This window comes from Kitasatospora sp. NPDC034023 (assembly GCF_055575795.1).
Map to the genome: position 1 here is coordinate 138,763 of NZ_JBVIRY010000019.1, position 13,850 is coordinate 152,612.

Sequence of the window (13,850 nt, forward strand, 5' to 3'; positions counted from 1 at the left end):
CCGTTCGTCGCAGTGCCGTTCGTCGCAGTGCCGTTTCTCGCAGCCCTCTCCGTCACGGCGACCCATCAGAGCAGCCGACGGCGGGGGAGGCAAACGCACTCACCGTTACGGCTGGGGCATTTCCTCGATCTGCCGGACCTCCGCCTCGACGCTCCACCCCGCCGGGTGGGTCTGCAGGAAGCGCCGGGTCCACTCCAGGGCTTCGGCCTGGTCCTTGCACTGCAGGATGGCGTAGCCGCCGACGACCTCCTTGGTCTCGGTGAACGGCCCGTCGGTGTAGCCGACCTTCCCGTCGTTCCAGGTCACCCGGGTGCCCTGGGAGGTCGGGGTCAGCCCGGCGGTCTCCAGCATCACCCCGGCCTTGGTGATCTCCTCGAACAGGGCCCCCATCCGGTGCTCGAAGCTCGGGTCCGGCTCCCAGTCGGCGCGGGCCTGCTCGTCGATCCGGATCAGTGTCATGAAGCGCGGCATGGTGACTCCTCGGTCGGTCGGGCGGGGCCTCTCCCCGCCTCTCACCCCTGCGTCGAACGGGCCGGCGCCGGATCGACACCCGCCACGAAAAATTTTCCGCAGGTTCCGAGCCCGAGGGTCGGCCGCAGTGCAGATTCGATCGGAACAGCAGATTCGTCATCGCAATTGCGATGAATATCCGTCTTCAGCCTGGCAGCTGCGAATGTCCGAGCGGTCCCTCGGGTAGTCCTCTTCCCGGGCCGCGGCGCAGCGGCCCGGGAAGAGGGAGCACCATGACCCCGGCGAGACCCACCGTCCGGCTGCACGGCCATCTCGAGCGGCCCGCCGAGCTGACCGTCGACCAACTGCGCGCCCTCCCCGCCCACCGGGTCGTGGTCAGCTTCGACTGCCGGACCGAGGGCGAGCAGCGGCACGGCTACGAGGGCCCGGCACTGCTGGACGTACTGCGCGAGGCCCGGCCCCGGATCGACTTCTCCGGCCGCAAGCAGCGGCTGCGCTTCCTGCTCTCCGTGGTCGGCGCCGACGGCCACCGGGCGGTGGTCTCCTGGGCCGAGATCGACCCGGACTTCGGCGGCCGGCGGATCCTGCTGGCCACCAGCATGGACGGCGCGCCGCTGGACGCCGTCGGTCCGCAGCTGGTCGTCCCGGACGACCACTGCGGTGCCCGCTACGTCAGTGCCGTCACCACCGTCTGGCTCGGCCCCCTCGGCGACCCGGCGCACCCCACCGCGTAACGCGCCGCAGTGCACGTCGCACCCCGGAACTGCTCCGGCGCGATGCGGTACGGCCCGGCCTTGCCCGCGTAGTGGGCGAGCAGGTGCCGCAGCATCGGCAGCCGCCCGTCATCCGGGGGGCCTGCGCCGGGGCGGCCGCGACGTTCCGCATGCCGTACGCGGGCGCGTCGAACTCGGCCTGTGCCCAGCTCCGGGCCCAGTTCTTTCGGATCATGACCACGGCGGCGTAGCCGAGGATGCCCGACAGACCGAGGACGAGGTGGGTCACGGCGCAGCATCATCCCTGGTCGCGGGGGTCCGGGCAATGCGGTAAAAGCACTCGCCGGAGCCGGGTTTCCGTGCCAACATGCCCCATATGGGGACGATTCTGCACGGCGCCCTGGTCACGCTGCGACCGGCCACCACCGACGACATCCCGGCCCTGGCGGCCATCCGCGGCACGCCGGAGGTGTTCGCCCGCTGGCGGGGCGGTGACGACCTGCCCGCCGAGGTCGCCAACGACCTGGAATCACCCGACACGGAGACGTTCGCGATCGACCTGGGCGGCCAGGTGGTCGGCGCCATCCAGTGGTACGCCAACAACGACGACGAGTACCGGCACGCCGGGATGGACCTCTACCTCGATCCGACGGTGCACGGCCTGGGTCTGGGGACGGACGCGGTGCGCACCATGGCCCGGTACCTGGTGCACGACCACCACTACCACCGGCTGGTGATCGACCCGGCCGCGGACAACCTCGCCGCGATCCGCTGCTACACCAAGGTCGGCTTCCGTACGGTCGGCACCATGCGCCAGTACGAGCGCGGTTCGGACGGCACCTGGCACGACAACCTGCTGATGGATCTGCTCGCGGACGAACTGCTCGACGGCTGACGGCGGTTCGCGCGGGCCCGGCGGGCGGCGCGTGGCGGCGCGTGGGCGGTGCAAGGGTGTACAGACATCTTGTCGCCTACCCGCCCAGACCTGTACAGACATCTCGCGGCCACATGATCGGCCGGAACTGATCTCCTGGCGTTCTTCCCGACGTACCGATCGGTAGCTAGCGTTCGTCCGCCAGTCCCCGACCGCCGGCCACCCCGGCGCCGGGCCCCGCAGGGTAGACGAATCCCCAGGAGAACGCCCATGCTCTCGCGTCGCACGGCCACCGCCCTCACCTCGGCGGCCGCCGCCGCACTGCTGGTCGGCGGCACCGCCCCGGCCGCCACCGCCGGCACCCCGGCGAGCCCCACCACGCTGTCCGTCTTCGCCTTCAACGTCGACCTCGGCACCGCCGTCGTCGACAGCACCCAGAACGAGCAGGCCGCCCGTCGCACGCCGGTGATCGAGCAGATCGTCCGTCAGCACAACGCCGATGTCGTCATCCTGGACGAGCAGTTCAACAACAGCTCGACCGCCGACATCAACGCCAAGCTCGCCGACCTCTACCCGTACCGCACCCCGGTGGTCGGCGGCACCTGCTCCGGCGGCGGCTGGACGGGCATCAGCGGCAACTGCTCCAACTCGTGGTTCGTCATCAACGGCGGCACGATGATCCTCTCCAAGTACCCGATCGCCGCCCAGTACGCCCACGTCTTCGCCAACTCGACGTACGGGACCTGGGACTACCACGCCAACAAGGGCGCGGCGCTGGTCAAGGTGACCAAGAACGGCAGCGCCGCCTGGGTGGTCGGCACCCACCTCCAGGCCGACGAGTCGGACGTCTCCACCGACACCACCCAGTCCACCCGGCTCGGCCAGCTCTCCGAGATCCGCGCCTGGGTGGACGGGATCGTCGGCAGCGGCGCGCCGGTGCTGATCGGCGGCGACCTCAACGTCGAGTACGTCCACGGCCAGGGCCGCGGCGACTACACCAACGCCCAGAACGCGGTGAACGGCGTGCTCGGCACTCCGGCCACCGACCCGGGCCAGAACCTGACCACCATGGACTGCTCGGTCTCCGCCTGGTGCCAGTACATGTCCGGCGTCGAGACCTTCCCCAAGGACTACCGGGACGACCTCGACTACATCGGCTACCTCAACGCCCCGGGCCGCCCGGTGCCGACCGGGATGTCGACCGTGAAGGTCGACTTCGACCCGCAGGCGGGCTGGGCGCCGGGGCAGCTCGACACCAACGCGCCCAGCGACCACTACCCGGTCGAGGCCACCTTCCAGCTGAACTGACGCCCGGCGGCCGAACCGACGCGCGGTGCTGAACTGACGCGCGGTGCTGAACCGACGCCCGGCGAGGTCGAGCAGCGGTCAGTCCAGGGCCGCCCGGTCCGGTGCCGGGCAGCCGCAGGAGCGCCGCACCACCAGTCGGGCCGGGAAGGTCCGGGCGCCGGTGGCGCGGCGCTCGGCCCCGCCGAGGACGAGCTCCAGCGCGGTGCGGGCCATCTCGTCCTGCGCGGTGGTGACGGTGGTCAGCGCGGGCCCGGCGATCACCGCCTCGGCGATGTCGTCGAAGCCGGCCACCGCGAGGTCCTCCGGCACCCGGATCCCCAGGTCGTCGGCGGCCCGCAGCAGGCCGATCGCCTGGTCGTCCGTCGCGCAGAACACGGCGGACGGCCGGTCGGGGCGGGCCAGCAGGGCGAGCGCCTCGGCGTGCGCCCGGACGCGGTCGAACGGCGCCGGGGTGAGCCGCCCCTCGGTGGGCAGCCCGGCGTCCTCCATGGCGGCGACCCAGCCGGCCGTCCGCCCGGTGACCGGGTCGTGCGGGCTGAGCGCGCGGGTGCCGCCGAAGCAGTGCACCTCGGCGTGCCCGTGCCCGAGTAGGTGGCGGACCACCTCGCGGGCGCCGCCCTCGTCGTCCGCGACCACGGCGACGCCGTCGGCGCTCTCCGCACGGTGGTGCAGCAGCACGACCGGGGTGCCGTCGGCCACGTCGAAGCCGGTCAGCCCGGGGGTGGCCGGGTCCTGGGTGACCAGGATCAGGCCGTCCACCTGCATCCCGAGGAAGGCCCGGATGTAGTGCGCCTCCCGCTCGTCGGCGTAGTCGGAGTTGCCGATCAGCAGCAGCCGGCCGTGCTCGGCGGCGGCCTGTTCGACGGCGTGCGCGAGCCCGGCGAAGAACGGCTGCCGGGCGTCCGGCACGACCATCCCGAGCAGGTTGGTCCGCCGCCGCGCCATCGCCTGGGCGACCCGGTTGGGCCGGTAGCCGAGCTCCTCGACCGCCGCGAGCACCCGCGCCCGGGTCGCCGGCGCCACCGGCCGCGGCCCGTCGTTGATCACATAACTCACGACCGCCGTGGACGTCCCCGCTGCCCGCGCCACATCGTCCCGTGTCACCCTTGCCATGACCGTTGAGCCTACACACCGCCTCCGACCAGCCGGTTTCCCGTGGGTCCGGCGGTCCCCGATCGGCTTGCCGAAGTCGGCCCGGCCGTCACTGTCCCGGCTGTGAGAACCCCCGGCCGTGAGCACCCCCGGCCGTGAGCAGCCCCGGCCGTGAGCAGCCCCGGTCCTGAGCGCACCCGGGCTCAGTCGGCGTCCGGGACGAGCACCGTCAGCGAGGTCTCCTGCAGCAGGAAGCCCAGCGACTCGTAGAGGCGGCGGGCCGGGTTGCCGTCGGTCACCGCCAGGTGCAGGTCGGCGATCCCGCGCGCGGCGGCGTCCGCGACCGCCCGGCGCAGCAGGTCGGCGCCGAGGCCGCGGTAGCCGCGCTGTGGGTGGCGGAAGACCTCGGCGACCCACGGCCGGCCGTCGCGGTCGGTCAGGATCACCCCGGCGACCACGCGGTCCTCGGCGTCCACGGCGAGCAGGCTGGACGGCAGGACCGGGCCGATGGCCTTCCCGGCGAGCAGCAGGCCGAGTCGGTCGGAGAGCGCCTGGGCGTCGTCGCCCGGGAAGCGGTCGACGTGCCCGGGCCCGAAGGCGGCCCGCCAGGCCTCGAACAGCTCCTCGGGCGCCCGGTCGCAGGGCACCGCCCGCAGGCCGTCGCGCAGTCCCCCGCGCAGGCCGTCGGGCAGCGGCGCCCCGGCCCAGTCGGCGGGCGGGGGGTCGGCGCGCAGGTCCCGGCGGAAGGTGTGGGCGTGCCGCAGGACCGTCGCGCCGTCCGCCGCCAGGCGCTGCCCGAGTTCGGGGCTGCCGGAGACCACCCACCCGGGCAGCTCGGCCCGGATGAACCCGGCCGCGTCCACCGACTCGTCCAGCACCTGCAGCAGGTCGGCCCAGGGCAGGCCCTCCCGCTCGCCCGGCTGGTAGCGCAGTACCGGATTGCCGTCGCCGTCGTGCCTGACCACCCAGTCGGCCTCAGCCATGGCCCACCCCTTTTCGCGAGTTCGCCGGAGATCGTTCGTCGGCGGCTCATGCTGGCCAGAACCGGGCGCTCGGGGCAACCGGTTTTCCGGCAGCGGGCTTCGGGACAGCGGGCTTCGGGGCAGCGGACTTGGGGGCGGCAGGCCGTCGGGAAGCGCGGCGGCCGGCGCCGGGCTCAGGCCACCACCGCGGCGCGGACGCAGAGCACGTCCGGCAGGTGGGAGATCAGCAGCGACCAGTTCTCGCCCTCGTCCCGGCTGCCGTACACGTCGCCGGTCCGGTTGCCGAAGTAGATCCCGGCCGGGTCGGCGTCGTCGGTGCGCAGGGCGTCGCGCAGCACGATGCCGTAGTGGTCCTCGCCGGGCAGGCCGTCGGCGAGCTGCTGCCAGCTGGTGCCGCCGTCGGTGGTGCGGAAGACCCGGCAGCGGCGGTCGGGCGGGATGCGGTCGTCGGAGCCGCCGAGCGGGAAGAGGTAGGCGGTGTCGCCCCGGCGGGGGTGGGCGGCGACGGCGAAGCCGAACTCGGCGGGCAGCCCGTCGACGATCGAGCGCCAGCCGGCGCCCCAGTCGTCGCTGCGGTAGACGCCGCCGTGGTTCTGCAGGTAGAGCCGGTCGGGGTTGACCGGGTCCGGGGCGATCTTGTGCACGCACTGGCCGAACTCGGGGTACTGGCTCTCCTGCGGGAGGAACTCGGCGCGCAGCCCGGTGTTGGAGGGCTCCCAGCTGTCGCCGCCGTCCTTGCTGCGGTAGACGCCGCCGCTGGAGACGGCGACCAGCAGCCGTTGCGGGTCGTGCGAGTCTGTGAGGATGGTGTGCAGGCCCTGGCCGCCGTAGCCGGCGCCCCACTGCGGCCGCTGGGGGTGTTCCCAGAGCGACTCCACCAGGGCGAACGTCTCGCCGCCGTCGGTGGAGCGGAACAGCGCGGCGGGCTCGGTGCCCGCGTAGACGACGCCGGGGGCCTCGCCGCCGGCGGGCTGCAGCTGCCAGACCCGGGTGAGCGAGGCGCCGGTGGACTCGGGGAAGCGGATGGCCGGCTGCGGCGGCTCGTACCAGTGCGCGCCGAGGTCGTCGGAGCGCCAGACCGAGGGCCCCCAGTGGCTGCTGTCGGCGCCGACCAGGATTCTGGTGCGGCCCTCGCGGCGGTCGACGGAGACGGAGTAGATCGCGTTCATCGGGAAGTGCGGCCCGCTGAACTCCCACGTCAGCCGGTCGCGGCTGCGGCCGAGAAAGAGGCCCTTCTCGGTTCCGACGGCCAACAGCACTTCGGTCATGCCTCACACCACCCTGGTCACGAGCGCGGCCCCCGGGACGGCCCCCGACTGCCAGTGTCCCGCCGTCCACCGGTGGTCACATCTCGCCGCGCCGTTCACCCGGGAGGCCGTCCTTGACCCGGAAGGCCGTTCGCCCGGCCGGGGGCCGCACTTGCGGCCAGGGGCCCTACCCCCGGCCAGGGGCCCTACCCCCGGCAGCCCTCCAGCAGCCGCAGCCAGACCTCGCTGATCGTCGGGTACGCGGGCACCGCGTGCCAGAGCCGGTCGATGGGCACCTCGCCGACCACCGCGACGGTCGCCGAGTGCAGCAGTTCGGCCACGCCGGGGCCGACCAGGGAGGCGCCGACGAGCACCTGGCGGTCCAGGTCGAAGACCACCCGGGCCCGGCCGCGGTAGTCGTCGCCGTACAGCGAGGCCCCGGCGACGGCGCCGAGGTCGTGGTCGACGGTCTTGACCCGCAGCCCGGCCTCCTCGGCGGCGGCCAGGGTCAGGCCGACGGCGGCGACTTCCGGTTGCGTGAACACGACCTGCGGCGCGCCCGCGAGGTCGGCGGACGCGGCGTGCGCGCCCCAGCGCGCGGTGTCCAGCGGGCGCCCCTGGGCGCGGGCGGCGATCGCCGCGCCCGCGATCCGGGCCTGGTACTTGCCCTGGTGGGTGAGCAGCGCCCGGTGGTTGACGTCCCCGGCGGCGTACAGCCACTCGCCGTCCACGCCGAGCACCGTGCAGCTGTCGTCCACCTCCAGCCAGTCGCCCGGCTTCAGCCCGACCTGTTCCAGCCCGATGTCGGCGGTGCGCGGGGCCCGGCCGGTCGCGTACAGCACCTCGTCGGCGGTCAGCTCCGCGCCGTCCTCCGCGCCGCTCCTGAGCGTCAGGGTCACCGGCCCGGAGCCGTCCGCCCGCTGCACCCCGGTGACCTCGGTGCCGAAACGGACGTCCACCCCGGCCTTGCGCAGGCCCTCGGCGACCAGCTCGCCCGCGAACGGCTCCATCCGCGGCAGCAGCCCCTCGCCGCGAACCAGCAGCACCACCTCGGCGCCGAGCGCCCGCCAGGCGGCGGCCATCTCCACCCCGACCACCCCGCCGCCGACCACCGCCAGCCGCCCGGGCACGGCCGGCGAGCCGGTGGCCTCCCGGTTGGTCCACGGGAGGGCCTCGGTCAGCCCCGGCACGTGCCCGGGCAGCACCGGACGGCTGCCGGTGGACACCACGACGGCGTGCCGGGCGGTGAGCACCCGCTCGCTGCCGTCCTCGGCCTCCACCGTCACCGTCCGCTCGCCGGCCAGCCGGCCGTGGCCGCGGACCAGGTCGATGCCGGTGTCCCGCAGCCACCGCACCTGGCCGTCGTCGCTCCAGTGCGAGGCGAAGGAGTCCCGCCGGGCCAGCACCGCGGCCGGGTCCAGCCGTCCGTCGCCGACCGCCTCCCGGGAGCCGGCCACCGCGCGGGCGTCGGCCAGCGCGGCCGACGGGCGCAGCAGCGCCTTGCTCGGCATGCAGGCCCAGTACGAGCACTCGCCGCCGACCAGCTCGGCCTCCACGATCACCGTGCGCAGCCCGGCGGCGACCGTCCGGTCCGCCACGTTCTCGCCGGTCGGGCCGGCCCCCAGGACGATGACGTCGTACTCCTCGGCGGTGCTGGTCATGCCCGGTCCTCCGTGGTCTCGATGGCCACCCCGGCCCGCAGGGCGAGGGTGACGGGCGTGCGTTCGCAGATGTCGAGCAGTCGGGCGCGCTGGGCCCCGTCCAGGTCGCCGGTCAGGGCGACCCGGCGGGAGATCCGGCCCCGGCTGCCGTCCGTTTCGTACCCGAGCCTCACCCGGACCGCCTGCAGCGGCCACTTCTTGCGGTCGGCGTACATTCGCAGGGTGATCGCGGTGCAGGAGCCGAGGGAGGCGAGCAGCAGCGCGAACGGTTCCGGCCCGCTGTCCGAGCCGCCGCGCCGCACCGGCTCGTCCGAGGTCAGCGCGTGGGTGCCGGCCTTGACGTCCACGTGGTACGGCGGGTCGGCGGCGCTCCCGGTGACCAGCGCGGTGGTGACCCGTCCGAACTCGGGCCCGGCGGCAGGCGGTTCGGTACGGCCGGTCTGCTCGCTCATGAGTCTCGCTCTCCGCTCGGGTACGGCGTTGGGCCCATCCTGCCGGGTCGGGCGTGCCTTCGCGACGGTCGGACACGCGCAGGACGCGCAGGGGACACGCCCGTGCACGCGGGGGACAGGCCTGCGCACGCGGGGGCACCCAAGACACGCGGGGGCACCCCAGGACACACGGGGGACGGGCCCGGGCATGGGGGACAGGCCGGGGGCTCAGATCGCGGCGAGCTCCGCGAGCACCGCCGCCGTGTCGGCCGGACGGGAGAACATCGGCCAGTGCCCGGTGGGCAGTTCGCGCAGTTCCCAGTTCGGCGCGGCCATCCCGGCGAAGTACGGGTGGCCCGCCGCGATCAGCTCGCGGACCTGGGAGAGCGGGAAGGAACAGGACACCAGCGCGTGCGGCAGGGCGCCCCCGGCGCCGGTCAGCCGGAGCTCGTCCCGGTACGCCCCGGCCGGGTGCGGGGTGGCGAGGGAGCGGACCCGCGCCAGGGTGGCCTCGTCCAGGCCCCCCAGGCCGGCGCCGTGGGTGTCCAGGTACTCCCAGGACGGCATCGGGAACCGGCCGTCGACCACCGAGGCCTCGGCCATCTGCCGGTAGTCGGGCTGCCAGAGGTCGTGGAGCGCGGAGCCGTCGACCAGCGGGACGCTGTCCAGGTAGACCACCCGGCGGATCCGCTCCGGCATCCGGTCCGCGAGCCCGCCCACCGGGGCGCAGGCGCCGCTGTGGGCGACCAGCACGACGTCCCACAGGTCCTCGCGGACCAGCAGGTCGGCCAGGTCGGCGATGTGCTCCTCCAAGCCGAACTCGCCGGACTCGGCCGCCCGTTCGGCCACCCCGGGCAGGCTCACCGGGTGGACGCGGTGCCCGGCGGCGCGCAGCGGCGCGGCCACCTCGTCCCAGGCCCAGGCACCGAGCCAGAACCCGGGGACCAGTACGAACGTGCTCATGGCGGATCACTCCTTCGTCGGCGGGGCCTCCGCGGAGGCCGCTGTCACCGACGACTCTAGGAGCGGATCCCGATCGGCACCCGCGGCGTGGTCCCGGAAGCGGGGGAGCGGGCACGGCGGGGGCCCGGGGGGACGACGCTCCCCGGGCCCCCGCCGACCGCTCGCGGCTCAGGCCTGGCCGCCGGCCGCCTGCTCCTCGGCGACCTTGCGCTTCACCTCGGCCATGTCCAGGTTGCGGGCCTGGCCGATCAGGTCCTCGAACACCGCCTCCGGCAGCGCGCCGGCCTGCGAGAAGACGAGCACGCCCTCACGGATGATCGCCAGTGTCGGGATCGACTGGATGCCGAACGCGGAGGCGAGCTCCTGCTGCGCCTCGGTGTCCACCTTGGCGAAGACCAGGTCGGAGTGGCGCTCGGCCGCCTTCTCGTACACCGGGGCGAACTGGCGGCAGGGACCGCACCACCCGGCCCAGAAGTCGATGAAGACGAAGTCCTTGCCCTCCGGGCCGGGGACGATGTCGTCGAAGTTCTCCTTGGTCAGCTCGACCGTGCTGCTCATCTCGCGATTCCTTCCCTTCCGGAGGCTGCGGTACAGGCCATGTGCCCGCGACAACGGTGCTGCTCGGCACCGTATTCCGGGGTGTCCGGCATTCCGTGGCCGTCCTGCGGCCATCCGGCGCCCGGCATTGAGCAACCGGCCGCCACCGCCCGTACAGAAGGGTGTCCAGTCCGTTCAGACCGCGGGAGGCACCCCATGCGCAGCACACCCCGCACCCGCCGGGCCGCCGTGCTGGCCGCCTCCGGCATCGCGGTGGCTGCCCTGATCGCCGGCTGCGGGTCGTCCGGAGGAAGCAAGTCCAGTACGCCGAGCATGTCGGGCAGCCCGACCGCCCCGGCGAGCGCGACCCTGCAGACCGCCACCGACCCCAAGCTGGGCACGATCGTCACCGACAGCGCCGGCTTCACGCTCTACCGCTTCGACCAGGACGAGAGCAACCCGCCGGAGTCCTACTGCAACGGCAGCTGTGCCACGACCTGGCCGCCCGAGCACGTCAACGGCGACGTCACGGTCAAGGGCATCGACAGCAAGCTGGTCGGCACGGTCACCCGCTCCGACGGCACCAAGCAGGTCACCGTCAACGGCTGGCCGGTCTACCGCTACTCGCCGGACGCCAAGCCCGGCGACACCAAGGGCCAGGGCGTGGGCGGCACCTGGTTCGCGGTGACCCCGAGCGGTGGCAAGGCGGGCACCGGCACGAACTCCAACCCGATGCCCAGCACCCCGGGCTACTGACCGATGTCGACCGCCCTCGACCAGGAGGCCCGGGTGCGCAACGATGAAGTGGTGACCGAGGAGCACCCCGTCGACGGCACGGCCGGCCACGGCACGAGGGCGTCCGACGAGGAGTTGATGCGCGCCCTGTACCACGAGCACGCCGGTCCGCTCTTCGGCTTCGTGCTCCACCTGGTCGCCGGCGACCGGCAGCGGGCCGAGGACGTCGTCCAGGAGACGCTGGTCCGCGCCTGGCGCAACATCCACCGCCTCGACCCGGCGGCGGGCTCGCTGCGGCCCTGGCTGGTCACGGTCGCCCGGCGGATCGTGATCGACGAGCACCGCAGCGCCCGGGCCAGGCCCCGCGAGGTGGACGCGTCGGCCCTGGAACTGCTGCCCGCCGAGGACGAGCTCGACCGGGCACTGCGGATGATGACCGTCGCGGACGCGCTCGGCGACCTCTCGCCGGCGCACCGCGAGATCATCGTCGAGACCTATCTGAAGGGCCGCACGGCCAACGAGGCGGCCGCCGAACTCGACATCCCGGCCGGGACCGTACGGTCGCGGGTGTTCTACGCACTGCGCTCGCTCAGGCTCGCGCTGGAGGAACGGGGAGTGACATCGTGACCAAGCGCCCCGACCCCGAGCCCGGCCGCCCGGAGCACATTCCCGGCGGGCCGGACGGCGTGCCCGGCGGCCCGGAGCACACCGACGCCGGCGCCTACGTCCTCGGCCTGCTGGAGCCCGCCGAGCGCGCCGCCTTCGAACGGCACCTGGCCGACTGCCCGCAGTGCGCCGAGCAGGTGTCCGAACTCGGCTTCGTTGAACCACTGTTGGCCGAGTACGCGGCCTCCGCGACGGCCGCCGGGCTGGACCCGGCCGGCCCCGCCCCGCACCCGGATCCGCGGCTCCTGGACCGGCTGGTCGCCGAGGTCGGCACCGTTCGGCGGCGGGGCCGGGTGCGGCGACTCGTCCTGGCCCTGGCCGCGACCGCGATGGTGGCGGCGGGCCCCGCCGTCACGGCCGCGGTGCTCACCGCCGACAGCACCCCCGCCGTGGTCGCCGTGGCCGAGCAGTTCAGCGCCACCGACCAGGCCACCGGCGCGCACGCCACCGTCGGCGTGGACGGCACCACCTGGGGCAGTCGGGTCAGCATGCAACTCTCCGGTGTCCAGGGCCCGTTGACCTGCAGTCTGGTCGCCGTCTCGCACAGCGGCGGACAGCAGACGGTGAACACCTGGACCGTCCCGGCGAGCGGCTACGGGGACCACGGCGGCGTGCTGCGCACCACCGGCGGCGCGGCCCTCCAGCCGGGCGACATCGACCACTTCGAGGTGCGGGTCCAGACCACCGGCGCCCTCCTGGTCGCCGTCCCCGCCCACCAGGCCTGACCCGCCTCCCCGCCCACGAGGGCCCGACCTGCCCCGCCTCCCCGACCCGCCCCCCGCCTACGCGGCCCGACTCAGTACGGCCCGTGCACGTAGTGGTACGCGGCCAGCCGCTCGATCCGGGCCGTCCCCCGGACCCCGGGCCAGTGCGGATTCGGCTCGCCGGTGCCGGACATGTGCTCCCGCCGCCACGTGCGGCTCCAGCCGACCCGGAGCGTCGGCTCGAAGCTGTGCCAACGCCCGCACGGGCAGGGCGTCAGCACCCGCGCGCAGGAGCGGCACAGCTCGGCGTGGCCGTCGCAGCTCGGCAGTGACACCGGCGGGCCCTCCTCCCCGCAGGCCGGGCAGCCGGGCAGCTCGGCGCCGTCCAGCAGCGCGTTCTGCCGCCGGACGTAGTCGGGCAGGCTCAACGGCGGGTGCAGAAAGGGGTCGTGGTGCCACGCCGTGTCCGGCGAGCCCCACCGGTAGCGGTACCGGTCCCACCACGGCGTCACCGGCGGCTCCCGCAGTCCGGCCCGCTTCTGCGCCCGGCGCTGCGCCCGGTACTCCTCGGCCCGGGCCCGCCACAGCTCCCGCGCCTCGTGGAGCTCCTCCACCGCGCGGAGCAGCGAGTCCGGGTCCGTCTCCAGGTACCGGGGCATCCGGGCACTGACGGTGAGGTGGTGGTACGTCGCCCGCAGGCCGTAGGGGGCGAAGCAAGTCAGGCAGGTCCGCAGCGCGCTGTGCCGCCGGTACAGCGGGAGGGAGGTGTCGTGCACCCGGGCTCGGTGGGTGTGGAAGCTGGTCATGCCGGTGGCTCCAGGTCCAGTGCCCGGGCGAGGGCGGCGGTGACGGCGGCGGCGTGGTCGGGCAGCTGCCGCTCGGCCCAACCCGTCGCCAGGGCCAGGAAGTCGCGCAGGTCCTGTTCGGCGCCGGCGAGCAGCCGGCGCAGCTCGTCCAGCGGCAGCTCGATGACCGGGCTGTCCGCGTCCTCGGCGTCCTGGGTGAGCCGGACGACCCGGCCGACGCACTCGGCCCGGGCGTCCGGGTCGTGGCCGAACCAGGCCGTGCCCGTGCCGTCGGCCACGGTCAGCCACTGGCGCCACTCCTCCAGGCCGGTGCAGCAGCCCGGTTGGAAGACGGTGCCGGTGGCGGGGTCGGTCACCCGGAACCCGCCGGGGGCGAAGAGGTCCGGCATGGTGAGCAGCCCGTGCAGGAAGGCGCCCAGCGGATCCTCCGGGCGCGGACCGCGCTCGTCGTCCTCGTCGGGGTCGACGTCGTTGCAGTCGGTGAGCCGCCACACCGCCGTGCCCACCTCGGCCGGCGTCAACTCCCCGTTCAGCACCAGGTATCCCCAGGGCTGCTGCTCGCCCGTGGGCCAGAGCGCGAAGTCGTCGGGGGCGAAGATCTCCAGGACCGGCTGCATCGACATCATCCGGCGATCATGCCGGAGGGCGGCTGCGCCGGG

16 protein-coding genes are annotated in these 13,850 nt (G+C 74.1%); 6 read left to right on the forward strand and 10 right to left on the reverse strand.

Going from position 1 to position 13,850, the window contains the following annotated elements:
- Positions 1-105: 105 nt before the first annotated feature.
- Positions 106-471, reverse strand: a complete 366-nt coding sequence (locus ACZ52R_RS24890) for a YciI family protein (protein WP_465754165.1) — start codon at positions 469-471, stop codon at positions 106-108.
- Positions 472-743: 272 nt separating this feature from the next.
- Here ACZ52R_RS24890 and ACZ52R_RS24895 point away from each other — a divergent pair, with 272 nt between their 5' ends.
- From ACZ52R_RS24895 to ACZ52R_RS24905, 3 genes are all read left to right on the forward strand, one after another.
- Positions 744-1,205 (forward strand): molybdopterin-dependent oxidoreductase, encoded by a 462-nt coding sequence (locus ACZ52R_RS24895; protein WP_465754166.1) that lies wholly within the window; start codon positions 744-746, stop codon positions 1,203-1,205.
- A gap of 355 nt (positions 1,206-1,560) precedes the next feature.
- Positions 1,561-2,079 carry a GNAT family N-acetyltransferase gene (locus ACZ52R_RS24900; RefSeq protein WP_360507303.1) on the forward strand — a complete coding sequence of 173 codons (519 nt, stop codon included), beginning with the start codon at positions 1,561-1,563 and terminating at the stop codon, positions 2,077-2,079.
- 249 nt (positions 2,080-2,328) lie between these two features.
- Positions 2,329-3,366, forward strand: a complete 1,038-nt coding sequence (locus ACZ52R_RS24905; RefSeq protein ID WP_465618728.1) for a sphingomyelin phosphodiesterase — start codon at positions 2,329-2,331, stop codon at positions 3,364-3,366.
- Positions 3,367-3,444: 78 nt separating this feature from the next.
- On the opposite strand, the gene ACZ52R_RS24910 is transcribed toward ACZ52R_RS24905, so the two are convergent.
- The 7 genes from ACZ52R_RS24910 to ACZ52R_RS24940 all read right to left on the reverse strand — a co-directional run bounded on the left by ACZ52R_RS24910 (position 3,445) and on the right by ACZ52R_RS24940 (position 10,415).
- Positions 3,445-4,479, reverse strand: a complete 1,035-nt coding sequence (locus tag ACZ52R_RS24910) for a LacI family DNA-binding transcriptional regulator (RefSeq protein WP_465754167.1) — start codon at positions 4,477-4,479, stop codon at positions 3,445-3,447.
- 182 nt (positions 4,480-4,661) lie between these two features.
- Positions 4,662-5,441, reverse strand: coding sequence for a GNAT family N-acetyltransferase (locus tag ACZ52R_RS24915; protein WP_465618732.1), 780 nt, complete (start codon positions 5,439-5,441; stop codon positions 4,662-4,664).
- Between the two features lie 173 nt (positions 5,442-5,614).
- Positions 5,615-6,709 carry a WD40/YVTN/BNR-like repeat-containing protein gene (locus ACZ52R_RS24920; protein WP_465754168.1) on the reverse strand — a complete coding sequence of 365 codons (1,095 nt, stop codon included), beginning with the start codon at positions 6,707-6,709 and terminating at the stop codon, positions 5,615-5,617.
- Positions 6,710-6,894: 185 nt separating this feature from the next.
- Positions 6,895-8,349, reverse strand: coding sequence for a dihydrolipoyl dehydrogenase family protein (locus tag ACZ52R_RS24925; protein WP_465618736.1), 1,455 nt, complete (start codon positions 8,347-8,349; stop codon positions 6,895-6,897).
- Positions 8,346-8,801: an OsmC family protein gene (locus tag ACZ52R_RS24930; RefSeq protein WP_360507286.1), complete on the reverse strand. Its 456-nt coding sequence runs from the start codon at positions 8,799-8,801 to the stop codon at positions 8,346-8,348. The genes ACZ52R_RS24925 and ACZ52R_RS24930 overlap by 4 nt, the downstream gene beginning before the upstream one ends.
- A gap of 207 nt (positions 8,802-9,008) precedes the next feature.
- Positions 9,009-9,743: an alpha/beta fold hydrolase gene (locus ACZ52R_RS24935; protein WP_465754169.1), complete on the reverse strand. Its 735-nt coding sequence runs from the start codon at positions 9,741-9,743 to the stop codon at positions 9,009-9,011.
- A gap of 168 nt (positions 9,744-9,911) precedes the next feature.
- On the reverse strand, positions 9,912-10,415 hold the full coding sequence (locus ACZ52R_RS24940) for a thioredoxin family protein (protein ID WP_465754170.1): 504 nt from the start codon (positions 10,413-10,415) through the stop codon (positions 9,912-9,914).
- Between the two features lie 81 nt (positions 10,416-10,496).
- Between ACZ52R_RS24940 and ACZ52R_RS24945 the strand changes: the two genes are divergently transcribed.
- From ACZ52R_RS24945 to ACZ52R_RS24955, 3 genes are read left to right on the forward strand one after another with little or no spacing between them, the layout of a single operon-like run.
- Positions 10,497-11,036 carry a hypothetical protein gene (locus ACZ52R_RS24945; RefSeq protein WP_360507278.1) on the forward strand — a complete coding sequence of 180 codons (540 nt, stop codon included), beginning with the start codon at positions 10,497-10,499 and terminating at the stop codon, positions 11,034-11,036.
- Positions 11,037-11,039: 3 nt separating this feature from the next.
- Complete coding sequence (locus tag ACZ52R_RS24950) at positions 11,040-11,642, forward strand: sigma-70 family RNA polymerase sigma factor (protein ID WP_396287933.1); 603 nt, start codon at positions 11,040-11,042, stop codon at positions 11,640-11,642.
- The gene (locus tag ACZ52R_RS24955) at positions 11,639-12,406 is read left to right on the forward strand and encodes a zf-HC2 domain-containing protein (RefSeq protein WP_465618742.1); all 768 of its coding nucleotides are present in this window, start codon (positions 11,639-11,641) and stop codon (positions 12,404-12,406) included. Before ACZ52R_RS24950 ends, ACZ52R_RS24955 begins: the two co-directional genes overlap by 4 nt.
- 71 nt (positions 12,407-12,477) lie before the next feature.
- Here ACZ52R_RS24955 and ACZ52R_RS24960 read toward each other — a convergent pair whose 3' ends face one another.
- Both ACZ52R_RS24960 and ACZ52R_RS24965 read right to left on the reverse strand, forming a co-directional pair.
- A complete protein-coding gene (locus ACZ52R_RS24960) occupies positions 12,478-13,191 on the reverse strand; it encodes a hypothetical protein (protein WP_360507270.1) in 714 nt (237 codons plus the stop codon).
- Positions 13,188-13,817: a hypothetical protein gene (locus ACZ52R_RS24965; RefSeq protein ID WP_465754171.1), complete on the reverse strand. Its 630-nt coding sequence runs from the start codon at positions 13,815-13,817 to the stop codon at positions 13,188-13,190. The genes ACZ52R_RS24960 and ACZ52R_RS24965 overlap by 4 nt, the downstream gene beginning before the upstream one ends.
- Positions 13,818-13,850 lie beyond the last annotated feature (33 nt).